21 protein-coding genes are annotated in these 23782 nt (G+C 42.0%); 6 read left to right on the forward strand and 15 right to left on the reverse strand.

Annotated elements, in window-relative coordinates:
• Window positions 1-73: 73 nt before the first annotated feature.
• Complete coding sequence (locus EDC41_RS02100) at window positions 74-1486, forward strand: ABC transporter ATP-binding protein (protein ID WP_020831098.1); 1413 nt, start codon at window positions 74-76, stop codon at window positions 1484-1486.
• A gap of 86 nt (window positions 1487-1572) precedes the next feature.
• Here EDC41_RS02100 and rlmB read toward each other — a convergent pair whose 3' ends face one another.
• The 5 genes from rlmB to ribF form a co-directional block, all read right to left on the reverse strand.
• The gene (rlmB, locus tag EDC41_RS02105; protein WP_006252302.1) at window positions 1573-2316 is read right to left on the reverse strand and encodes a 23S rRNA (guanosine(2251)-2'-O)-methyltransferase RlmB; all 744 of its coding nucleotides are present in this window, start codon (window positions 2314-2316) and stop codon (window positions 1573-1575) included.
• 54 nt (window positions 2317-2370) lie between these two features.
• Window positions 2371-3738 (reverse strand): CDP-diacylglycerol--serine O-phosphatidyltransferase, encoded by a 1368-nt coding sequence (gene pssA / locus EDC41_RS02110; protein WP_006249886.1) that lies wholly within the window; start codon window positions 3736-3738, stop codon window positions 2371-2373.
• Window positions 3739-3807: 69 nt separating this feature from the next.
• Window positions 3808-5286, reverse strand: coding sequence for a tannase/feruloyl esterase family alpha/beta hydrolase (locus EDC41_RS02115; RefSeq protein ID WP_020831097.1), 1479 nt, complete (start codon window positions 5284-5286; stop codon window positions 3808-3810).
• Window positions 5287-5479: 193 nt separating this feature from the next.
• Entirely contained in the window at window positions 5480-8296 is a 2817-nt protein-coding gene (ileS, locus tag EDC41_RS02125) for an isoleucine--tRNA ligase (protein ID WP_006252299.1), read from the reverse strand.
• A 102-nt stretch (window positions 8297-8398) separates the two neighbouring features.
• A complete protein-coding gene (gene ribF / locus EDC41_RS02130) occupies window positions 8399-9361 on the reverse strand; it encodes a bifunctional riboflavin kinase/FAD synthetase (RefSeq protein WP_006252298.1) in 963 nt (320 codons plus the stop codon).
• A 223-nt stretch (window positions 9362-9584) separates the two neighbouring features.
• Here ribF and nadR point away from each other — a divergent pair, with 223 nt between their 5' ends.
• The 4 genes from nadR to EDC41_RS02150 all read left to right on the forward strand — a co-directional run bounded on the left by nadR (window position 9585) and on the right by EDC41_RS02150 (window position 12962).
• Complete coding sequence (gene nadR, locus EDC41_RS02135; RefSeq protein WP_006252297.1) at window positions 9585-10859, forward strand: multifunctional transcriptional regulator/nicotinamide-nucleotide adenylyltransferase/ribosylnicotinamide kinase NadR; 1275 nt, start codon at window positions 9585-9587, stop codon at window positions 10857-10859.
• Between the two features lie 17 nt (window positions 10860-10876).
• On the forward strand, window positions 10877-11569 hold the full coding sequence (locus EDC41_RS02140; protein WP_006252296.1) for a metallophosphoesterase family protein: 693 nt from the start codon (window positions 10877-10879) through the stop codon (window positions 11567-11569).
• Window positions 11570-11701: 132 nt separating this feature from the next.
• Window positions 11702-12424: a two-component system response regulator ArcA gene (gene arcA / locus EDC41_RS02145; RefSeq protein WP_006249892.1), complete on the forward strand. Its 723-nt coding sequence runs from the start codon at window positions 11702-11704 to the stop codon at window positions 12422-12424.
• Window positions 12405-12962 carry a porin family protein gene (locus EDC41_RS02150; RefSeq protein WP_015484438.1) on the forward strand — a complete coding sequence of 186 codons (558 nt, stop codon included), beginning with the start codon at window positions 12405-12407 and terminating at the stop codon, window positions 12960-12962. Before arcA ends, EDC41_RS02150 begins: the two co-directional genes overlap by 20 nt.
• A 77-nt stretch (window positions 12963-13039) precedes the next feature.
• Here EDC41_RS02150 and serA read toward each other — a convergent pair whose 3' ends face one another.
• The 9 genes from serA to tsaA all read right to left on the reverse strand — a co-directional run bounded on the left by serA (window position 13040) and on the right by tsaA (window position 21566).
• Window positions 13040-14269: a phosphoglycerate dehydrogenase gene (gene serA, locus EDC41_RS02155; protein WP_006249894.1), complete on the reverse strand. Its 1230-nt coding sequence runs from the start codon at window positions 14267-14269 to the stop codon at window positions 13040-13042.
• A gap of 36 nt (window positions 14270-14305) precedes the next feature.
• Entirely contained in the window at window positions 14306-14965 is a 660-nt protein-coding gene (gene rpiA, locus EDC41_RS02160; protein ID WP_006252295.1) for a ribose-5-phosphate isomerase RpiA, read from the reverse strand.
• Window positions 14966-15109: 144 nt separating this feature from the next.
• Window positions 15110-16444 (reverse strand): phosphoglucosamine mutase, encoded by a 1335-nt coding sequence (gene glmM, locus EDC41_RS02165; RefSeq protein ID WP_006249896.1) that lies wholly within the window; start codon window positions 16442-16444, stop codon window positions 15110-15112.
• A 25-nt stretch (window positions 16445-16469) separates the two neighbouring features.
• Window positions 16470-18002 (reverse strand): threonine ammonia-lyase, biosynthetic, encoded by a 1533-nt coding sequence (ilvA, locus tag EDC41_RS02170; protein WP_006249897.1) that lies wholly within the window; start codon window positions 18000-18002, stop codon window positions 16470-16472.
• Window positions 18003-18262: 260 nt separating this feature from the next.
• Window positions 18263-18856 (reverse strand): peptidylprolyl isomerase, encoded by a 594-nt coding sequence (gene slyD / locus EDC41_RS02175; RefSeq protein ID WP_006249898.1) that lies wholly within the window; start codon window positions 18854-18856, stop codon window positions 18263-18265.
• Window positions 18857-18958: 102 nt separating this feature from the next.
• Window positions 18959-19099, reverse strand: coding sequence for a hypothetical protein (locus tag EDC41_RS13490; protein WP_006252292.1), 141 nt, complete (start codon window positions 19097-19099; stop codon window positions 18959-18961).
• Window positions 19100-19170: 71 nt separating this feature from the next.
• Complete coding sequence (aqpZ, locus tag EDC41_RS02180; RefSeq protein WP_020831094.1) at window positions 19171-19857, reverse strand: aquaporin Z; 687 nt, start codon at window positions 19855-19857, stop codon at window positions 19171-19173.
• Between the two features lie 194 nt (window positions 19858-20051).
• Window positions 20052-20771 (reverse strand): SIMPL domain-containing protein, encoded by a 720-nt coding sequence (locus tag EDC41_RS02185; protein WP_006252290.1) that lies wholly within the window; start codon window positions 20769-20771, stop codon window positions 20052-20054.
• A 57-nt stretch (window positions 20772-20828) separates the two neighbouring features.
• Window positions 20829-21566, reverse strand: a complete 738-nt coding sequence (tsaA, locus tag EDC41_RS02190) for a tRNA (N6-threonylcarbamoyladenosine(37)-N6)-methyltransferase TrmO (protein WP_006249948.1) — start codon at window positions 21564-21566, stop codon at window positions 20829-20831.
• Window positions 21567-21745: 179 nt separating this feature from the next.
• Here tsaA and EDC41_RS02195 point away from each other — a divergent pair, with 179 nt between their 5' ends.
• Complete coding sequence (locus EDC41_RS02195) at window positions 21746-22654, forward strand: 1,4-dihydroxy-2-naphthoate polyprenyltransferase (protein WP_006252288.1); 909 nt, start codon at window positions 21746-21748, stop codon at window positions 22652-22654.
• Between the two features lie 75 nt (window positions 22655-22729).
• On the opposite strand, the gene EDC41_RS02200 is transcribed toward EDC41_RS02195, so the two are convergent.
• Window positions 22730-23716 (reverse strand): DUF3298 domain-containing protein, encoded by a 987-nt coding sequence (locus EDC41_RS02200; RefSeq protein ID WP_006249946.1) that lies wholly within the window; start codon window positions 23714-23716, stop codon window positions 22730-22732.
• Window positions 23717-23782 lie beyond the last annotated feature (66 nt).

A 23782-nucleotide genomic window follows, 5' to 3' on the forward strand; every position in this document is an offset into this window, starting at 1 on the left:
CCTGTGCCTGCCCAAAATTCTTATTATATTTATGGGCGGGCACAGGGCCCGCCCCTACAGTAATAAAATGAAGATGAAATTACTCAATATCCAAAACCTATCTGTTGAAACCGAAAACAGATTACAGCTGGTCGAACCGATTAGCCTACAATTAAAGGCAGGAAAAAATATTACTATCTTAGGCGAAACCGGCTCAGGCAAAAGCCTGCTGATTCAAGCGATTATGGGGGCGTTACCCGACGGCTTAATCGCAAGCGGTGAAATTTCGGTAAAAAATTGCAAAATTTCCACCGAATCCGACCGCTTGCAAACATTGTGGGGTAAAACCTTGGTAATGCTGCCACAAGAGCCTCGCCGCTCGCTTAATCCGATTATGGCAATCGGCAAGCAGTTGTGGGAAAGTTTTCACTATGTGGCAGGCAAACCATCATCTCAAGCCAAAACGGAAAGCAAAGCCTATTTAGCCAAACTTGGGCTGGGCGAATCGGTTGAAAACTACCCACACCAGCTTTCCGGTGGAATGGCTCAACGTGCCTCTTTTGCGATTGCAACTGCCGCCGGTGGCAAAATTTTACTTGCCGATGAGCCGACCAAAGGGCTTGACCCAACCAGTAAAGGCAAAGTGATTGAACTGTTAAAATCCGCCTACCAAAACGGCGGAGGCTTGCTCACCATTACTCACGATATTGAAGTTGCCGAGCAACTCGGTGGCACTATTTTAGTGATGAAAAAAGGCGAACTGTTGGAGCAAGGTGAGGCAAAAGCGTTGTTAAATAACCCACAACACCCTTACACCAAAGCACTTATCAGTGCCGATCCAAAACATTGGCAACCATTGCAAGATCTGCAAAATTTAAGCCAAAAACAACCGCTTGTTTCGGTTAAAAATTTGAGTATTGCCCGTGGTAAGAAAACGCTGTTTAGCAACCTTTCCTTTGACTTACACAAAGGCGAAGTGCTTGGGATTGTCGGGCATAGTGGGATTGGCAAAAGCTCGCTTGCCGATGTACTTTGTGGTTTGCTTAAGCCGAAATCGGGCGAAGTTGTGTGGCACAGCCACAGCCATAAAAAACACCAAGTGTTGAAGCTTTACCAAGACCCACCGGAAGCCTTTGCTCCGAATGTCAGTCTAAAAACCTTGCTTGATGATGTGATTAACAAGCACCAATTAGATCGACTGCCGATTCCAAGTTTACTGCAACAACTTTCGCTCAACCCAGAAATTTTGCAACGCAATGCGGAAAATGTCTCCGGCGGCGAGCTACAACGAGTAGCAATTTTGCGAGCCTTGCTCTTAGAACCGGTACTACTGTTTGCCGATGAAGTCACTTCTCGGCTTGACCCAATCACACAACAAGAAACGATAGAATTGCTGATCAACCAGTGCCGAGCGAGAAATTGCAGTCTGATTTTGGTCAGTCACGATCCTTATCTAATTGAGAAATCGTGCGATAAAGTGATTAATTTGGAAGAGTATGTGGGCTAACAAGCGGTTCAATTTCTGAGATTTTTTGCGGCTCTAAAAACAAAAATGCGAAGACATCAGTTCTTCGCATTTTTCTTACTTATTCCTTATTGCCCAGCCAGCTTCTGCCGTACAATTTCAAACAGACAGACCCCGGTTGCAACTGAGACATTCAAAGAAGATACTGAGCCCGCCATTGGAATGCTGATAAGCTGGTCGCAATGCTCACGGGTAAGGCGACGCATTCCGTCACCTTCTGCCCCCATAACTAACGCAATCGAGCCGGTTAATTTTGCTTCATAAATGCCCGATTCCGCCTCACCTGCCGTGCCGACAATCCAGACATTATGCCGTTCTTGTAAATCTCGCATTGTGCGAGCCAGATTGGTAACTCGAATCAGTGGCATCACTTCCGCTGCCCCACAGGCGACTTTGCGAGCGGTTGGTGTAAGCTGAGCAGATTTATCTTTCGGCACAATAACCGCATCAACCCCTGCCGCATCAGCGGTACGCAAACAAGCCCCTAGGTTGTGAGGGTCGGTCACGCCATCTAAAATCAACAAGAGTGGATTTTTCTTTTGGCTTAAGATCGCCTCTAAATCGTGTTCATTCAGCTCTTTTTGTGGCACGACTCTGGCAATAATCCCTTGATGCACTTCACCTTGCGATTTGTTATCTAAGGTTTGGCGGTTCACTTGTTGAATTGCCACCCCTAAACGTTGTAATTCATTTAATAGTGGCATTAAGCGTTTATCTTCACGCCCTTTTAGCACCAGCACTTCAATTAAACGCTCAGGTGCATTATCCCAAAAGGCTTTCACTGCGTGAATGCCATAAATTTGTTCGCTCATATTTTATCCTTAATAATTGGGCGAACCCATCAGCTCGCCCATATAAATACCTAACTAAAGCAACATCTTCACAATTTTATCCAACTTAACCCTGCCGAATTTTTTCAGCAATTTACGCACATTTTCAGGGTAATCGGTTAAAACTTCCAAATCACTGTAGTGAGTTAAAATCTGCGTATGTTGGCAAATTTGGTTTAACTCCGTTTCTGCTTTTTCACTTAATTGATGTTGAGGATCGGAAATTAAAATTGCATTTTCGGCATCTAACCGCCACGCTCTTGGGTTAAGGTTATTGCCGGTCAGCAAAATATAGCGGTTATCCACCCAAACCCCTTTTAAGTGGTAGCTGTTTTCGCCATCTTTCCATAAGCGAATGGTTAACTGTTTATTTTGTACATAACCGTCCAACCGTTTTGCAAAGGCTCGTAAGTTCTTTTCATACAAATAAGGCAGAGCCGATGCCATCGTGAATTTTTCGTCCGGCTTGGTGTAGAAATCATTAGCGGTTTTATCCCCCACAATAATTTCAACCGATTTGCCGTTTGCCAATAGCCATTCAATACGGGTTCTCAGAGAATGCGGAAAATTAAAATACGGAGTGCAAATCGTTAATTTCTGCTCAGTTTGATAAAACAACGCTTCAATCACTTTATTTAACTGATTCTTACGTCGCCCTAAGCCTACTAAAGGAGAAACCGCTAAGCGACCATTTTCAGCAACACCGTTAAATAAATACGCTTCCCGACTTAATTGTTTGCGGAAATGCTTAATTTGCGCACGAATTTCAGCCGTTTTCGGGCGATTTTCCGTATCTAAACGTTTTACCGCTTCATTGGTTAAAAGATGCTGTTGAATAAACGTCACCCAGCTATCGGCAAGAACTTTATTTTCAATGACGTGGTAACGGTCATAACGGTAACGTTCAAATTGATGCAAATACACATTATTAATGCTTGCTCCGCTATACAAAATCGTATCGTCAAATACGAAGCCTTTCAAATGCAATACACCAAACACTTCTCGTCCGTTAATCGACACACCGTAAAAGGCAATCTCTTGCCCTGCCGGTAAACCTTGTTCGTATTTAACTTTTGCATACCAGTCGGCGTTAGATAAATTCTCTGCCTCACCAATACGCCCACGTTGGGCTCGGTGCCAATCAACCAAAATGTTAATTTCCAGTTCAGGATTATTTCGCTTCGCTTGATATAAAGCAGCTAATACTTCCTGCCCGGCTTCATCTTTTTCAAAGTAAAGAGCGGTTATATAAATACGCTTTTTTGCCGTTTGAATCAGCTGTAAAATTTGTTGTTTAAACGCTTTGCTCGAGGCGAGAAACTGAACCTGCTCTGCCACTTGTGGTAAGTATGGCAGGCTTTTCAATAGGTATTCAGCTTTACGTTGTTTGTTCAAAATTAACATCATTGATTCCAAAATTTTCAATCGTTGCCTGCTATTTTACACTGAAATCGCCAATAAAGCGATTTTCGCTTAACGGCATTGATAGCTGGTCAAACGATTAGGATCTTCTCCGGTTTGATAAATTGCGACTTTCGGATAAGCACAAAGCGGGATCTGCTTGGCTTTATTAGGGTAAAGCTCACCGGCTTTGGCGGCAATACTTTCCGGCTCCAGTCCTTTCTCAACCCAATTTTCAAGGGCAGTGAGCATATCAAAATCATTCACCGTTGCCCCTCGCCCACAATGGTTCATTGCCGACACGAAAAACAATTTTGCAAAATGTTGCGGATTTTCGACCGCTTGTTGTAGGCTTTGATACCAATTTTTGAGATCAACTGCCGAAAAAATCGGGTCTGAAACGCCTTGATAAATCAGCATTTTGCCACCGTTCTGCTTAAAAGCGGATAAATCAACTTGATCTGCATCGTGAATGCTCCCTACCGCTTTCACTTGTTCGCTGGCTTGATCCAAATCTACGCTGAGTGGATCTCGGCTCGGCACTCTGGGGGCTAAATAGTAATGGGTCAAACTTTTCAATCCCATTTTAAAACTAATGCTGTTGGGCTGAGCGGTTTGGCTATCACCTAATTTCCAATCCCGCCAGCCTTTAGCGTTAATGCCGGAATCATACGCCCAAGGGCTATAAATCAGCTCGCCTCGACTGTTTTTCGCCCCCTCGAAAATCGTTTTGATTAAAGCGACTTTTTTCTGCCCCAGTTGCTTTGCCACCATTTCCGGCTGGAAATCACACTGTTCCCACGCATTAATTAAACCGTCTGCTAAGCCGTCTAACTTATCGCAACGTGTTAATACACCATTGGCAATCACATCTAAATCTTGTTGAGTGAGGGCTTGGGATAAAATTTTGTCGCCATCACCATTCTTCGGAGCAACTGCCAACAAGGCTCGATTATCCCATACTTCCGCCAAGACTGAACGGGAAACCCGAAAGCCGGGGCTGCCTGCAATCACACCGTCAAATTCCTGTGGATAACGCATTGCCGCCATCATCGCCTCACGACCACCATTCGAGCAGCCCATAATGTAATTGTGCTTGCTCGGTTTTCGGTAAAATTCGGCAATCAACTGCTTGGCAACCGTGGTCACTTTGCCGATAGAGGCATAGGCATAATTTGAGCGAGCTTCGGGATCTGCGGTAAACACTAAATCTCGAGTGGCGTGACCACTGTCGTTACTCACTACTGCATAGCCTCTGTTTAAGCCATTTGCACCACTCGCCCCGTGCGGATAGAGCTTACCAATGGCAGGGAAAATCACCCCACCTACACCGCCCGCCCCCTGAAATAAGAATTTTTCATTCCATTGTTCGGGTAAACGTAGCTCAAATTGAATACCGTAAGGAACATTATCCACCCCCACCCGTTTTCCAATTTCACCTTGTACTAAACAGTAAGCCGGCAACTCAGCAGATTTCTCAACCCATTCAGCTTTATAAATAGCCGTTTTTTCCGGCGAGTTAGATTTTAACGCGACACATTGTTCAGCCATAGAATTAGCCAAAGCAGTGTGAGAAAAAACGGAGAGAAAAATAAAAAGAAAAGCGATTATTTTCATCATTTACATCAATACAAGCGGTTATTTTTCCGAAAATTTTTGCAAATTTTAAACTGAGTGTCTATCTATCGCTGGAAAAGCTAAGGCAGAGTTTCCTCTGCCTTAGAAAGATGAATTGAATTACATTTTAAGCAAACAAGCGTTTTTCGCCTTCGCCGGCTACGTTTTCCACACAACGTCCGCAAACTTCTTCGTGGCCAGAGTGCGAGCCGATGTCGGTAGCATAATGCCAGCAACGAGGGCATTTCTCACCATCTGCATTTTCCACTTTTACTGCGAGTCCGGCTAATTCGCCTTCCGCAATATCTGCTTCCGCCAGTGGTTTAACAATCGCTTGTGAGGTAATCAGCACAAAGCGTAATTCATTGCCAAGTTGTTCTAATAACGGGCGAATTTCATCATTGGCGAATACCGTCACCTTGGCTTCTAAGCCAGCACCAATTACTTTGTCTTTACGGGCTTGTTCCAGCACACGGTTGACTTCCGCACGCACTTTTAAGATTTGTTGCCAGTAAGCATCATCTAATTTATCTTGCTCGGTTAAGCCGAATAATCCGGTGTAGAATTCTTCGGTAAAGACAAATTCACTTCTGCCTTCCACCTGCGGTAAGTAGCCCCAAATTTCATCGGCTGTGAAGGATAAAATCGGTGCAATCCAACGTACTAACGCTTCTGCAATATGCCATAACGCTGTTTGGCAGCTACGGCGGGCAAGGCTGTCGGCTTTGGTGGTGTATTGGCGGTCTTTGATAATATCTAAGTAGAAAGACCCCATTTCAATCGAGCAGAAACGCATTAAACGCTGTACTACCGTGTGGAATTGGTAGTTATCATAGGCTTCTTTGATGTCGTTTTGAGCCTCTAAAGCACAAGCCACCGCCCAGCGGTCTAAGGCGATCATCTCTTGCGGTTGAACTAAATCACTTTTTGGATCGAAACCGTTCAAGTTCGCCAATAAGAAACGGGCTGTGTTACGAATACGGCGGTATGATTCCCCGGCACTGTTTAAAATATTGTGCGAAACGGTAATCTCACCGGTATAGTCGGTGGAGGCAACCCATAAGCGTAAAATATCTGCACCGTTTTTGTTCCACACTTCACTTGGCACAATTACGTTGCCAAGCGATTTGGACATTTTTCTGCCTTTCTCATCTACGGTAAAACCGTGAGTTAGCACTTGTTTGTATGGTGCTTTGCCGTTAGTAGCAGTGGAAAGCATTAAAGATGACATAAACCAACCACGATGTTGGTCTGAACCTTCTAAATACATATCCGCTAAATTGCCGTTAAATTCAGGGCGTTGTTCTACAACAGAGGCATAGGTCGATCCTGAATCAAACCACACGTCTAAGGTATCCGGCACTTTGCGGTAATCTTTGGCTTCTTCACCGAGCAATTCCGCAGGATCTAAATCCCACCACGCTTGAATGCCTTTTTCTTCTACACGTTTCGCCACTTCTTCAATTAATTCTAAAGTGCGAGGATGTAATTCTTCGGTTTCATTATGCACAAACATCGCCATTGGCACGCCCCAAGTACGTTGGCGTGAAATACACCAGTCTGGGCGGTTTGCCACCATCGTATCAATACGAGCTTCACCCCAGCTTGGGATCCAACGCACCGATTTGATTTCTCCTAGTGCTTGCTGGCGTAAGCCTTGGGTTTCCATTCCGATAAACCATTGTGGGGTAGCACGGAAGATAATCGGGGTTTTGTGTCTCCAACAGTGCGGATAACTATGCTTGATGCGGGATAATTTTAATAATGCTCCCACTTCTTGTAATTTTTCGACTACTTTATCGTTGGATTCAAACACACCTAAGCCGGCAAAGAACGGGGTGTCTGCTTTGAATTTACCGTCATTGGAAATTAGCCCTGCCATTTCAATGTTATATTTGCGAGCGACCACGAAGTCGTCCGCACCGTGATCCGGTGCAGTATGCACTAACCCTGTACCACCGTCTGTGGTAACGTGGTCGCCAAAAATAAATGGCACGCTGTAATCATAGAATGGGTGGTTAAAGCGTAATAATTCTAAGTTTTCGCCTTTGGTGGTTGCTAAAATCTCAGCAGATTCAACGCCTGCTGCTTTTGCAACATCTTCGACTAAATCGACCGCTAGTAACACACGCTCATCACCTAATTGGACTAAGGCATAGTCTAATTCAGGGTTGATCGCAATCGCACGGTTAGACGGAATAGTCCAAGGGGTAGTTGTCCAAATAACCGCAGATAATGCCCCTCTACCTTTACCCTGTGCGTTGAATTTTTCTTCTACCGCATTTACGTCCACAGCATTAAAACGCACATAAATAGAGGGAGAAACTTTATCTTCATATTCCACTTCAGCTTCCGCTAACGAAGATCCACAATCTAAGCACCAATGTACCGGTTTTGAACCTTTGTATAAATGCCCGTTCGCAATCACTTTGCCGAGCGTGCGAATAATATTCGCCTCAGTGTTAAAATTCATTGTTAGGTATGGGTTATCCCAATCACCTAAAATACCCATACGGATAAAATCGGCTTTCTGACCTTCTACTTGTTCTTTCGCATAGTCACGGCACGCTTGGCGAAACTCGGCAGCCGAAATTTTCTCATTTGGTTTACCAACAATCCCTTCTACTTTCAGCTCAATCGGCAAACCGTGACAGTCCCAGCCCGGCACATAAGGGGTATCGAAACCTAATGCGGTTTTCGATTTCAAAATCATATCTTTTAAAATTTTATTCACTGCGTGACCTAAGTGAATATTACCGTTAGCATACGGAGGACCATCATGCAAAATAAAGGTTTTCTTGCCTTTCGAGGCAGTACGAATTTTTTGGTATAAATTTTTGTCATACCAATTTTTTAACATATCGGGTTCACGTTTCGCGAGATCCCCACGCATAGGAAAGCCTGTTTCAGGCAAGTTTAAGGTGTTTTTGTAGTCAATAGTCATTTTTTTATTTCTCGTTAAAATTATCTGTTTTATGCCTAGCACGGCATAGCCGTACTAGGTTAAGCATAGCTCAGCCCCTCTGGGGCTGGAAACTAGAAAGGCTCACCTTGCAAATTCCTTAAAAAATTCAACCGCTTGCAAGCGATCTTTCTCAATCTGGGCTTTTAGTGCTTCAAAGTCGGGAAATTTTATTTCATTGCGTAATTTTTTTAAAAAGATCACTTCAATCGCCTCACCGTAAATAGAGGCATTGAAATCAAAAATATGCACTTCTAATAACGGCTTAGTACCGTTAATGGTCGGGCGGTTGCCGACATTGGCGATTCCGTTAAAACTGCCCTGTTTGGTCTTCACTTTTACCACAAATACCTCTTGAATCGGCGTAACCAAACGATTGAGCATAATATTTGCGGTAGGAAAACCAATGGTTCTGCCGAGTTTATTACCGTGTGCAACGCGTCCCAGAATCGAATAAGGCTTGCCGAGTAATTTCTCTGCCAAATCTAACTCATTGTTTTGTAAGGCTTCTCGCACTAATGAGCTGCTAATTCTTTCTTCGTTTAAGCTATGGGTATGGCTTTCTTCCACCGCAAAGCGATATTTTAAGCCGGCATTGCGTAAAGTTTCAAAACTGCCCGCCCGTTTTGCCCCAAAGCGAAAATCATCGCCTACACTTAAATAGCGTACTTTCAGTCTTTTAGCGAGCAAATCGCTGATGAAATCGTCTGCCGAAATTTGAGCAAATTTTTCACTAAAACGCACGCATAGCACAAAATCCACACCGGCTTCTTCCAAATATTTTAGCTTATCTCGCAGGCGCATTAAGCGGGCGGGCGGGTTACAAGCAGTTGAATTTCCACTTTTTTTTGCAAAAAACTCTCGAGGTTGTGGCTCAAATAACATCACAACTGAGGGCAATCCTAAATCTAAAGCTCTATCACAAAGACGAGCCAAAATATTTTGATGCCCAAGATGCACACCATCGAAATTCCCGATAGAGAGAACACAGCCTTGATTTAAAGCGATGTGTTTGTCTAAATTGTGGAAACCTCGAATAAGTTGCATAAAAGATAAACCATTTTATAAGTGAAAATTGCTGTGATTATAACGAGAAATCTACAAAAAAGGAAAAAAATTCAATCTGTTATATTTTTTTAGTGCTGAAAGTGGTCGTGTAGCTAATTATTAAAGCAAAGATATGCTATAAAACTGCTATTTATACAATAAAAATATATTCAAATGCTACATTTTACTATATGATAATCATCAAAAAATCGAGGGAATCATTATGACAGATTTTGCTTATCTTCAACAAAAGCGCAAACAGCTTAAACTCAAAGTGAATGATATTTGTGAACAAGCTGGGGTAACCCGAGCTTATTTTAATCAGTTAGTAAGCGGAAAAATCAAAAATCCAAGCGCCAATAAGCTTAAAGCCTTGCATTCCGTTTTAGATATCGTAGAAGATAGCAACCAGCGTTCCGGGGTTATTTTTGGCAAATTCTATCCTATTCACACAGGTCATATTAATATGATCTATGAAGCATTTAGTAAAGTAGATGTTTTACATGTTATTGTTTGTACCGATTCTGAACGGGATTTACGTCTTTTCCAGGAAAGTAAAATGAAACGAATGCCGACAAATGAAGATCGGCTACGCTGGGTACAGCAAATTTTTAAATACCAACAAAAACAGATCTTTATTCACCATTTAGTTGAAGACGGTATTCCGAGCTATCCAAATGGCTGGGAAGATTGGTCTGGTCGTGTTAAAGCGCTATTTGAAGAAAAAAGCATTAATCCTACTATTGTTTTTAGTAGTGAAATTCAAGATAAAGAACCTTATGAAAAATATTTGCATCTAGAAGTTCAACTTGTCGATCCTACTCGTGAATCCTTTAATATTTCAGCAACACAAATTCGTAATAATCCTTTTCAATACTGGCGCTTTATTCCGAAAGAAGTTCGTCCTTTCTTTGTTAAAACTATTGCGATTTTAGGTGGTGAAAGCAGTGGTAAATCAGTGTTGGTGAGCAAATTAGCGAATGTATTTAACACTACCTCTGCTTGGGAATATGGGCGCGAGTTTGTGTTTGAGCAACTTGGCGGCAATGAACAAGCAATGCAATATTCCGACTATCCGCAAATGGTACTTGGACATCAACGCTACGTTGATTATGCCATGAAACATGCTCATAAAGTGGCTATTATTGATACCGATTACATCACAACTCAAGCGTTCTGTATTCAGTATGAAGGGAAGGCTCACCCGTTTCTGGATTCAATGATCCGCGAATATCCTTTTGATGTGACGATTTTACTTTCTAACAATACAAAATGGGTAGCCGATGGTTTACGCAGTTTAGGATCGAAAAAACAGCGTCAACAGTTTCAACACCTACTGAAAAAACTACTAGAAAAACACCATATTCCTTATATTAAAATTGAATCTCCAAGTTATTTGGATCGCTACAATCAAGCCAAAGAGGTGGTAGAAGCTATTTTAAATGAAGAACCAATCCCATTACAGTTTAAGCAATATAATATTCACGAATTTGAATAACTGCCACAGGAAATAACATGATACTTTTTGCAGGCGATCCACACGGTAGCTACGAGCATCTTTATCCGATTCTACAACAGCAGACGGAGGAGGTAGCTTTAGTTATTCTAGGCGATCTTCAATTGACTACTCCTGATGAATTAGATCGGCTTTCGCAGTATTGTGATATTTGGTTTATTCATGGTAACCATGACAGTAAAACCGTTGCTGCCTTTGATTCTATTTGGAATAGTAGCTGGAAAGAACGCAATATTCACGGTAAAGTAGTTGACATTCAAGGAATAAAAATTGCAGGTATTGGAGGGGTCTTCCGAGGTCATATTTGGATGCCGCCCAATCGTCCAATGTTTTTTGATCCCATCCATTTTTGCCAATACTCTGCTCCGGAAAAAATTTGGCGTGGTGGTATTCCATTAAGGCACCGCTCTTCGATCTTCCCTTCTGATTTTGAAGCATTGGAAAATGAAAAAGCCGATATTTTAATTACACACGAAGCACCAAAGCCACACCCTCAAGGCTTCTCTGTAATCAACCAGCTAGCAAGAAAATTAGGGGCGAGCAAAATTTTCCATGGCCACTACCATGATAATTTTAATTATGGCAATCTAAATGTCAGCAGAGAATGTGCTATTTATAATATCGGCTTTCGTAGCCTAGCGGATATTAATGGAAATTATCTAATTTTAGGTGTTGATGATCGAGAGAAATAGCCAAAAATTTGACTGAATTAAACAAATTGTCATTTTACCCTTCCCATTCATAAATTTATAAGTAAAATGCGAGAAATTTGTAACATAAACGTTATTAAACAGAATTTATAAATTAAATCAGAGGTTTAAAAGATGAAGATCCCACAAATCTTAATTGTTGAGGATGAGTTAGTAACAAGGAATATGCTGAAAAGCATTTTTGAAGGAGAAGGATATCAGGTATTTCAAGCATCTAACGGCGAGGAAATGCACTCTGTTCTGAGTACAAATGAAATCAATCTTGTGCTAATGGACATTAACTTACCGGGAAAAAATGGATTAATTCTCGCCCGAGAAATTCGAGAGAATATGAAGCTACCATTAATGTTTTTAACCGGTCGCGACAATGAAATTGATAAGATCCTCGGTTTAGAAATAGGTGCCGATGACTATATCACTAAACCGTTTAATCCTCGAGAATTGACTATCCGAGCGAGAAATTTATTGCAACGAACGATGATAGATAAAGAAAACGACGTTGTAAAAGAGCAATCTGAAATTGAAAGCTATCGCTTTAACGGTTGGATCTTAGACATTAACAGTCATAGTTTAATCTCACCAGAAGGTGAGGTAAATAAATTACCACGTAGTGAATTTAGGGCTTTATTACATTTTTGCCAACATCCTGGAAAAATTCAAACACGTGAAGATTTATTGAAAAAAATGACCGGGCGGGAACTAAAACCTCATGATAGAACCGTTGATGTTACTATTCGCCGTATTCGTAAACATTTTGAAGACCACCCCAATACCCCAGAAATTATTGTCACCATTCACGGTGAAGGCTACCGTTTCTGTGGTAACATCGAACCTTAATCAAGATAGGAGTAATTTTATGAAAAAATTAACTATTGTCGCATTAACTTGCTTATTTTCTACCCATCTATTAGCCGCTCCTGTCGGAAATACATTTACTGGCATCGGTGTCGGTGTAGATGTAACTACAACAAAATACAAAGTTGAAGGAGTAAAAGGCAAGGATTCCACAGGTCCGGCATTAGTTGTCGATTATGGTATTGAGCAAGGCAATAACTTTGTAGGCGTTGTACAAGGAAAAGCAAAAGTAGGTAGTACAAAAGTATTTAGCGATGTAAAACAAAAAAATAAATATACTATAGCTTATCAACAAGGTTATCGTGTTGGATCCGATTTATTACCTTATGTAAAAGTAGATGCCAGCTCAAGCAAAATCGGTAATGAAACCTATCGTGGCTTTGGTTTCGGTGCTGGTGCAAAATATGCAGTTTCAAGCGATGTTGAATTAGGTGCAGAATACACTCGCGATAATTTAAAACGTAGCGGCACAAAATTAAAAGGTAACGCTTTCACCGCGAATGCAACTTATCGTTTCTAATCTTAGCGGTAAAGTTTTCTGAAAAAATAACCGCTTGTAACACAAAAGAGCCTGAAGTGATTCAGGCTCTTTGCCTTTTAATATAATACTCGGGCTCGAATCGTGCCTTCGATCGCTTTTAAACGTTGTAATGCTTCATCAACATTGTCGCTCTCTACATCAATTACAACATAACCGATAGCTGCATCGGTTTGTAAATATTGAGCGGCAATATTCACATTTGATTCCACAAAAATCTGGTTAATTTGATTTAACATACCTGGGCGATTCTCGTGAATATGTAATAAACGTTTGGTATTAGTATGAAGCGGTAAGGATACTTCAGGGAAATTCACTGCCGTCACGGTTGAACCGTTATCTGAATATTTCACAAATTTATTGGCAACTTCGGTGCCGATATTTGCCTGAGCTTCAGAGGTTGAACCACCAATATGTGGCGTTAAAATCACGTTATCAAACTTGCACAATGGTGACACGAACGGGTCATTAATTGATGCCGGTTCTTCCGGAAATACGTCAATCGCCGCACCACGCAATGAGCCGTCTTCAATCCGAGCGGCTAATGCGTCTAAATCGACCACTGTACCACGAGCGGCATTAATTAACACCGAGCCTTCTTTTAATTGAGCAATGCGTTCTGCACTCATTAGGTTTTTAGTCGAGTCGATTTCCGGAACGTGTAGTGAAATCATATCGCAGGTTGAAAGCAAATGCTCTAATGTCGGCACTTGCTGTGCATTACCGAGTGGTAGTTTGTTTTCAACATCATAGAAATAAACCTGCATACCAATGGCTTCGGCAAGAATACTAAGCTGTGAACCGATATGACCATATCCCACAATACCTAATTTCTTGCCACGTACTTCGTTTGCACCTGCTGCCGATTTATTCCACACCCCACGATGCACTTCCGCATTTGCAGTCGGGACTTTACGCATTAATAAAATCATCTCTGCCAGCACTAATTCTGCCACCGAGCGGGTATTTGAGAACGGTGCATTGAATACCGGAATACCTCGTCTTTTCGCCGCATTCAAATCAACTTGGTTTGTACCGATACAGAAACAACCAATCGCAATTAATTTCGGAGCTTGAGCCAGTACTTCTTCGGTTAAAAAAGTACGCGAGCGAATACCAACAAAGTGTGCATCTTTAATTGCATCAATTAATTCTTGACCGTCTAATGCTTTTTTATGCACTTCAATATTGGTATAACCAGCCGCTAAGAGTACATCAATTGCGTTTTGATGTACGCCCTCAAGCAGAAGGAATTTGATCTTGGATTTATCCAAAGAAATTTTAGCCATTTTTTGCTCCTAAGTATTTGTATTTGCAATAATAAATTATTCTAAAATAACTGCACCTTCAGGTGTGCCGACAATGGTTACATTGGCAAAACGTTGTGCAAAAATACCGTTAGTCACCACGCCTGCAATATTATTAATGGTATGTTCCATTTTCAACGGCTCCATAATTTTAAAGTTATGTACATCTAAAATCACATTGCCGTTATCAGTGACCACGCCCTCACGGTATTCCGGCGAACCACCTAAGGCTACGAGCTGACGAGCCACATAAGAACGAGCCATTGGGATCACCTCCACCGGCAGAGGGAAAGTTGAACCCAGCACATCAACTTGTTTGGATTTATCCACAATGCAGATAAATTTTTTCGCTAATGAACTCACGATTTTCTCACGGGTAAGTGCTGCCCCGCCACCTTTAATCATCGCCCCTTGTGGCGTGATTTCATCAGCTCCGTCAATATACACATCTAATTCCGTCACTTCATTGGCACTGAATACTTCAATGCCGATATCACGCAAACGCTGTTCCGAGGCTTTAGAGGCAGCAACCGCTCCTTTAATCTCATCTTTCATTGAAGCAAGGGCATCAATAAAACAGTTTACGGTTGAACCACTTCCCACCCCAACAATAGTGTCCGATTTTACAAATTTTAATGCAGCTTGTGCCGCAATTTTTTTCATTTCTTGTTGATCCATTTTTACCTCCACTTGTAGGGCAAATCATCATTTGCCCACTTCGGCAAGGCGAAAAAAATTTTCGCCCTACTACATCTATTCTACACATATATGTAACAAGCGGTCATATTTGGCAAATTTTTTACCAAAAACGACCGCTTGTCATTAGTTACGTTTTACTGCTTCAACAATCTCTTCCGCACAGCTTTGAGCAAGTACAGCATCTTCGCACTCCACCATCACTCGAATTAATGGCTCAGTGCCTGATTTACGCAATAAAATACGCCCTTTGCCTGCCAAGCGTTTTTCCACATCTGCCGCTACCGCTTTCACTTCGTTACTTTCAAGCGGATTTGCCGCCCCTTTCTCAAAGCGAACATTTAGCAGAACTTGCGGGAACAGAGGCACTGCTTTTGCCAAATCATTCAGGCTTAATTTGTGGCTTGCCATTGCTGCTAATACTTGCAGTGAGGCAATAATACCATCACCGGTGGTGTTTTTATCTAACACGATAATATGCCCGGAGTTTTCGCCACCCAGTTTCCAGCCTTTTTCTTTAAGCTGCTCTAGTACATAGCGGTCACCCACGTTAGCACGAGAGAATGGAATGGCTAGCTCTTTTAAAGCTAATTCCAAGCTCATATTACTCATTAATGTACCGACTACACCGCCTTGTAATTTGCCTGAACGTAGAGCTTCTCGGGCTAAAATAAATAGAATTTGGTCGCCATCAACTTTATTGCCTAAGTGATCGACCATAATCAAACGGTCGCCATCACCATCGTAAGCTAGACCAACATCCGCACCTGCTTCTACCACCACTTTTTGAAGTGCTTTAATATCCGTTGCACCACATTTTTCGTTGATGTTTAAACCGTCCGGCTTAGTACCGATTTCAAGCACTTCTGCCCCTAGCTCACGCATTACATTCGGCGCGATATGGTAGGTTGCACCGTTGGCACAATCCACCACAATTTTATAGCCTTCAAGGCTTAGTTCAGACGGGAAAGTGCCTTTACAAAACTCGATATAACGTCCTGCGGCATCATTAATACGACTGGCACGACCTAAATTTGCTGAATCTACGCAATCCATAGGCTTATCAAGCATTGCTTCAATCGCTTCTTCAATTTCATCAGGTAGTTTTTCACCAACCGACGAGAAGAATTTAATGCCGTTATCGTAATAAGGATTGTGAGAGGCAGAAATCACAATGCCGGCTTCCGCACGGAAAGTACGGGTTAAATAAGCAATTGCCGGAGTCGGCATCGGACCAACGAATACTGCTGATAAACCGGCTGCGGTTAAACCGGCTTCCAGAGCCGATTCCAACATATAACCGGAAATACGGGTATCTTTACCGATTAATACTTTTTTCGTGCCTTGGGTTGCCAACACTTTACCTGCTGCCCAACCGAGTTTTAATGCAAATTCAGGTGTAATTGGAAATTTACCTACTTCACCTCGCACACCGTCTGTGCCGAAATATTTACGAGCCATTCTAATTCCTAAGATTGATAAAAATTTACTTTAAAAAATATTGATATGCCGGACTTTCGCTCACATTTTGGAAGCGGTAACCTAGCTGTTCTAAATGTCGGTTTAATTCTACTTCATCGCCTCTGTTTAATGCAAATGCGGCAAGAATATCGCCATAATCGGCTCCGTGAGCTCGGTAATGGAATAACGAGATATCCCAGTTAGTCAGCATTTGTAAGAATTTTAGCAATGCCCCTTTCTGCTCTGGAAATTCAAAGCTATAGAGTTGCTCATATTGAATGGAGCTTGCTCTACCGCCTACCATATAACGAATATGGGTTTTGGCAATATCATCGTCCGATAAATCTGCCACATCATAGCCGTTTTGTTGCAGATCTTTAATAATCTCTACTTTTTCTGCCGAGCCTGAAATTCGCACCCCCACAAAAATACAGGCTTGTTTATCATCGGAATGGCGATAGTTAAATTCCGTTACCGCACGGTTGCCTAAAATCTCGCAGAATTTTAAGAAACTACCTTTCTGTTCAGCAATGGTGACTGCCAATAAAGCTTCACGTTTCTCCCCGATTTCACAACGCTCTGACACAAAACGTAAGGTGTGGAAATTCACATTCGCCCCGGAAAGAATGCAAGCTAAGTTTTTATCTTGTAATTGATGCTCTTTCACATATTTTTTCAAACCGGCAAGGGAAGTTGCCCCGGACGGCTCGGAAATCGCACGCACATTTTCAAAAATCAACTTCATTGAGGCACAGATTTCATCATTATCCACCAACACCACATCATCAACATATTGCTGACACAGGCGGAAAGTTTCATCGCCAATGCGTTTTACCGCAATACCGTCAGCAAAAAGCCCAACCCGTTCTAAATCGGTCGGTTGCCCTTGCTTTAAGGCGTGATATAAGCAAGCAGAATCTTTAGATTCGACCCCAATCACTTTAATATTCGGCATCACCTGCTTAATTAAAACCGCAATGCCGGCAATTAAGCCGCCACCGCCCACTGGAATAAATACATAATCTAAATCCGGCTTTTGTTGCACCAGTTCTAAGCCGATTGTGCCTTGCCCTGCAATCACTGCCGGGCTGTCAAACGGGTGAATGAAGGTCATACCCAATTCGGTGGAAAGCTCAATCGCTTTCGCCTTAGCTTCATCAAAATTCGCCCCATAAAGCAACACTTCACCACCATAGCCACGTACCGCATCAACCTTAATTGCCGGTGTGTTTTGCGGCATTACAATCAAGGCTCTTAAACCTAAATGTTTGGCAGAAAGTGCCACCCCTTGTGCGTGGTTGCCTGCTGAAGCCGCAATGACTCCAGCCTCTTTTTGTGCTTTGGATAAATTTGAGATCATCGCAAAAGCACCTCGCAATTTAAAGCTGTGAACCGGCTGTCGGTCTTCACGTTTGATAAAAATAGAGTTGCCTAACCGCTCAGACAGTTTTTCCATTTTCTGTAAAGGGGTCACTTGCGCTAAGTCATAAATATTTGAGCTTAAAATCGAGCGTAAATAGTCGATAGCGGATTGGGAATGTTGTGTTTCGTTCATCATTTTGAAAGGTTATTTATTGTTAGATTGAGATAAAGACATTGGTAAATTTCCAAGGAAAATTGACCGCTTGTTTGGTTATTTAGCAATGGCTTTAACAGGGAATATTTCCTCTCGCCCGTTTGCGGGAGAGAGACAGCTTAAAATTTCGTTCAGAAATTTTAAGCAGAGAGAGGGGAAACCTTGGATATCCCCCTCTCCCTCCGCAAATCTTCGATTTGCTCCACCCTCTCCCGCAAGCGGGGAGAGGGGAAATCACAAAGTTAGTGATGACCACCGCAACCACAGCCACCGTGTCCGTGATGATGGTGATGATCGTGGTCGTGACCGCCGCAGCAACCATCGTGATCGTGATGATGATCGTGCCCACCACAACCGCAACCGTGTTCGTGTCCGCCGTGAACGTGTCCGTGTGCGATTTCTTCCGCTGTCGCTTCACGAATGCCAACCACTTCCACAGAGAAAAGTAATTCCTGACCGGCTAACATATGGTTACCGTCCACCACAACTTCATCGCCATCTACTTCGGTAATTACCACCGGTAGCGGACCTAAATCCGTGTCCGCAATAAAACGCATACCCACTTCTAATTCATCGACGCCCATAAATACATCTTTCGGTACACGTTGAACCATATTATCGTTGTACTCGCCGTAACCTTCTTCCGGTTTCACACGCACTTCAAACACATCGCCTACAGCTTTGCCTTCAAGGGCTTTTTCTAAGCCTTCTACCAAGTTGTTGTGACCGTGTAAATATTCTAACGGTTGGTTTACCGGTGCTTCATCTACTAATACGCCTTCTTGAGTACGCACTTGATATGCAATGCTTGGCACTAAATCTTTTGTAATGTTCATATTGAATCCTTTAATTCATCGGTTTTATAAAATAGCAAGCCATTGTAACGCTTTATTTTATATTTGCAATCTATCTGGAAATTTTAACCGCTTGTCAGTAAATTAGTCGATAATATCAGGGGTTACGGTGTCTACCACATCAACTGCGGTTCCCACCACTCCACCAACCACCGAAGTTACCAAACAACCACTTAGGAAAATAGTTGCTGAAATCAGCCCACATACTTTGATTAATTTTTTCATTTTAAAATCCTTTCAAAAACAAAAAACAGCCCTAATCAAGACTAGAGCTGCATCATATTTATTCGCTTAAATTATTTTTCTTCAGCGATAAAGCGATAAACTACCGCACCGATAATTGCACCGACAATCGGAGCAACCCAGAACAACCATAATTGCTCAATCGCCCAGCTGCCTTGGAATAACGCTACACCGGTTGAACGTGCCGGGTTTACTGAGGTATTGGTTACCGGAATGCTGATTAAGTGGATTAAGGTTAAAGCCAAACCAATAGCAATCGGAGCGAAACCTGCTGGAGCACGTTTATCGGTTGCACCCATAATGATGATTAAGAAGAATGCCGTTAATACCACTTCAATTAATAATGCTGCTGTTAAGCTATAGCCGTGTGGCGAATGCTCACCATAACCGTTGCCGGCAAAGCCTGCTGTAGCATCAAAAGTCGGAACACCTGAAGCAATGGTGTATAACACTGCACCGGCAGCAATCGCACCGATTACTTGGGCAATGATATAAGGCACTAAATCTTTAGCGTTAAAACGACCGCCGACTAATAAACCGATTGAAACCGCCGGTTTGAAGTGACCACCTGAAACATGACCGACTGCATACGCCATTGTTAATACGGTTAAACCGAAGGCTAACGAAACGCCTGCATAACCGATTCCTAATTCAGGAATGCCTGCTGCTAAAACTGCACTGCCGCAACCACCAAACACTAACCAAAATGTCCCGAAAAACTCAGCAAAATATTTTTTCATTTTTTATCTTTTATCCTTACCCTAAAGGGTGAATCACACATAAGTGTATTAACTTTCCGAATGCTATAAAACATAGCCAATAAAATATGAGTATACTAAAAAAAGTAAAGACGCATATTTCTTAATTGATAGTATAGACCGATTTTTTCCTCCAATTAAAGTAAAAATACAACTCTATACAAATCTATACATTTCTATTCAAATTCCACACTTCCTGAAGCGGTAGCTGAAATTGTGGTTTTACCTGCTTCTAACGGGATTTCATCCATAGATTTGCTTTGTGCCATTGATGAAACTGCATACATTGCTCTGTGTTCATAATATGGTCTACCACCATCATTTGGAGTTTGAATATTGATATTAACTAGCTTATATGTTTTCGCCCCTAAGGCTTTTTGAATCACATCGGCTTTATGCTGAAATTTGCTGATAATTTCCAGCGTCATTTCATCTTCAAGGGACGCCATTTTCTCTGGCGATACACTAAAATCAATGTAACGAATCGCCACATCTTTACCTAAATTTTCCAACACCGCTGCCATTGCATCAAAATCTTTGCTTTTCAACTGAATGCTACCAGAGGTATCCCAACCATCAATATTCCCTTTGTTGTTATAATTAACGTGATTAGTCACACCTTCAGCTTGTACTTCAATCGATGGATGTTTTTTTGCCTCAGCCAATACACGATTCAGGTTTTCAGATACAAATTTTTTCAGCTCCGGCAAGGATTTACCTGATTTTTGGCTATACACACTTGCCTGCATCACGTCCTTTTCCACCGTGCGAGAGACTTCGGTTGAGAAATTAAAAGAAGCCGGTTTATCTTTATGTTCCACGGTATGAGTTTCCGCTGAAGTTACCGCTGTTGCGACTGCAAGCGGTAGAATGGTAAGAAAATTTTTCAATTTCATAATCAGTCCTTAAAAGGGTTAAAAATCATTTCTTAGATCTCACTTGCGTAGGAAAGTTCATTCAATCGAAAGCACAATCGCCTGTGTATCATTTTCAATTTGCCAGCGAATATTGTAGCCGGCAAGGTTCATACCATAAACTCGCTCACTAGGTTTCCCTTGTTGATACGCCGGGCGAGGGTCTTGGGCGATGACATCGGCAAGAAAACTAAGCGGCTGTTCGATGCCAAATTTTGCAAAATTTCGGCAAAATTCGACAGCTTGTTTTGCCTCCTCGCTAAAACGCACCGCTAATCTTGCTTGTGGTTTTTGCTGAGCAAAACCGGAAACCGCTTGCGGCTCGCTATCTGCAAATGCAATGTAAGGCTTGATGTCAAAAATTGGTGTGCCGTTAACTAAATCCACGCTGCCTAATTTCAAATAAACTTCACTCCCCCCCGCCACTACCGCTTCTAACTTCACTTTCGATAAGCCAAGCGGATTCGGACGATGGGTGGCACGGCTGGCAAAGACCCCGACCCGTTCGTTCCCGCCCAAGCGAGGCGGTCTGACGGTGGCGTGCCACTCTCTTTCGGGAATGTGATGGAATTGGAAAATCAACCAAATATGACTAAATTTCTCCAAGCCTCTGACTGCATCGGGGGTATTGTAAGGCGGAATTAAACGTAGAATGCCTTTCCCCTCCGCTACCAAATTCGGCTGACGAGGCACGGAAAATTTTTCATCATAGGGGCTTTCCACAAAACCGATAGGGTTTAATTGAATCGGGGTTAGTTGATTTGAGGTAGAGTTCATTACGCTTTTTTCTGTTAAAATAATATAAAATATTGGACATAATGATATGAAATTGAGGATGGTGCAAGCGTCCACGCTTGTACCAATTCGTTTTACCATTTAACACAAGAGTGGACGCTTGCACTATCGCTTAAATCCTTAACATCATTGTAAATGAAATTACGCTAAGATTATTCTCTATGAACAAAAATTCTCTCTTTTCGATTTGGTTTACCACCGCTCGCCCGAAAACTTTACCGCTGGCGTTAGCTTCAATTATTGTGGGTTCAGCACTTGCTCATTGGGCAGGGAAATTTGATGTTGTTACCACCTTACTCGCATTTATCACCACCATTTTGTTGCAGATCCTGTCTAACTTCGCCAATGATTACGGCGACCACGTCAAAGGCTCTGACACCAAAGAACGAATCGGACCGCTACGGGCGATTCAACACGGCGTTATTAGCGGTGAACAACTTAAGAAAGCCGTGATTATCTTAAGCCTACTCTCGTTTGTTTCCGGTGTTGCCTTAAGTGCCTATGCTTTTGAAACAGTGCAGGATCTGTTTTTCTTTATCGGGCTTGGCATCGTCTCAATTATTGCCGCCATTACTTACACCGTCGGCAAAAAAGCCTACGGCTATTTGGGGCTGGGCGATCTATTTGTGCTGATTTTCTTTGGCTTTGTAGCGGTAATCGGCGTGTTCTACTTGCAGGCTCATAGCCTACCTATAATGATTCTGCTCCCTGCTTTCGGTTGCGGATTGCTGTCTGTAGCAGTGTTAAATATCAATAACTTGCGTGATATTAACCAAGACCGACAAGCTGGGAAAAACACTCTCATTGTACGAATCGGTAGCCAAAACGGGCGAAAATACCACGTTGCATTGTTAGTGCTAGCGGTCATTTCTTATCTGATTTTTGCAATTTCTGAATTTGAACATTGGTATAGCTTCATTTTTTTGCTGTCTGTACCGTTACTGGCAAAACACGCTCGTTTTGTCTATCAGCATAAAGACCCAAAAGAACTCTACCCAATTCTAGGGCAAATGGCAGGGCTGGCGTTGCTCACTAATCTATTATTTAGTTTGGGCATTGTGTTAGGGTAAGTTGCAAAATTTTAACAAAACTAAACCGCTTGTAATAAAGGATTACAAGCGGTTGTTTTTTATCTAAATTTACAATTAGTTATCTAGTTCTTCAAAGAATCCATCTTTTTCGCCACGTTGATACTCCGAATTGAGCAACTTATTAATAATGTACCAATCCGCTTCAACCTCTATATCGCCTTCTGCATAAGCACCTAATTCGTATGGCGGATAAACAAAAGCAATGCCGTGAGGGGTAAAGTAGAATTGGTCAGAAATACGGAACTCTTTTTTATCAGCAAATCCATTATAGTTGCCATTTTCATCCACACGCACGCTACTGTAATTTTCCCAAAGAATGTCTTTCAGTTGAACTTGATTTTTTGGGCTGATTAAATCATTTAAGCCAATGATTGCTTTTTTAGCTAAATCTACATTGATATATTGCGTATAGTGCATACCGTGAGCCCCACCCATATAGGTGTAATGCATCATAGTGAATGTAGCAATATTATTGCGTTGCCCGATAAAAGCACTGGAAATATGATCATCATAGCCAATAGCTGGCTCGGTTTTCACACTTTCTACCAACCCTTGATAAACCGCTTCACGATGCTTTTTAAACTCTTCTTCGGTTGGATTTTTCAGCTTTCTGCCTTGTTCTTCATTGTAATCATAGGCCTGATTAATCAAAAGCTGGTTAAGCCAATCAAAATTGGTTTTTGGTAGAGACACAAACGCACTTACTGTACTTTCTTCTATTGCAAATTCTTGTTTCGGATCAACTTGGTGCTTAATCACCTCTTTCTTATCAAAGATTTTCACAATTTCAACATTTAACGCTGTGTTTTGCTGAGCGTTCTCTAACTCTGATTTTAATTTTTCATTTTCTGCTTTCACCCCTGAAAGTTCTGCAACTTCAGCCTCTTTTTTTGCTAAATCAGCCTGAGCATTTTTTAATTCTGTGCCTAACTGAACAATTTGTTTTTCGGCTTCTAATACCGTTTGGGTCATTTTGCCGTCTTCACAAGCTGAAATCAGAAATACTGAGCCAATTAAAAGTGCTAATAGTGATTTTTTCATCTCTCCCTCTTTTGTAAAAAATACGGTAAATATCACCGCTTGTTATACAGATTAAAACAAAATCCC

The organism is Mannheimia haemolytica (assembly GCF_004342115.1).
Taxonomy (GTDB): Bacteria; Pseudomonadota; Gammaproteobacteria; order Enterobacterales; family Pasteurellaceae; genus Mannheimia; species Mannheimia haemolytica.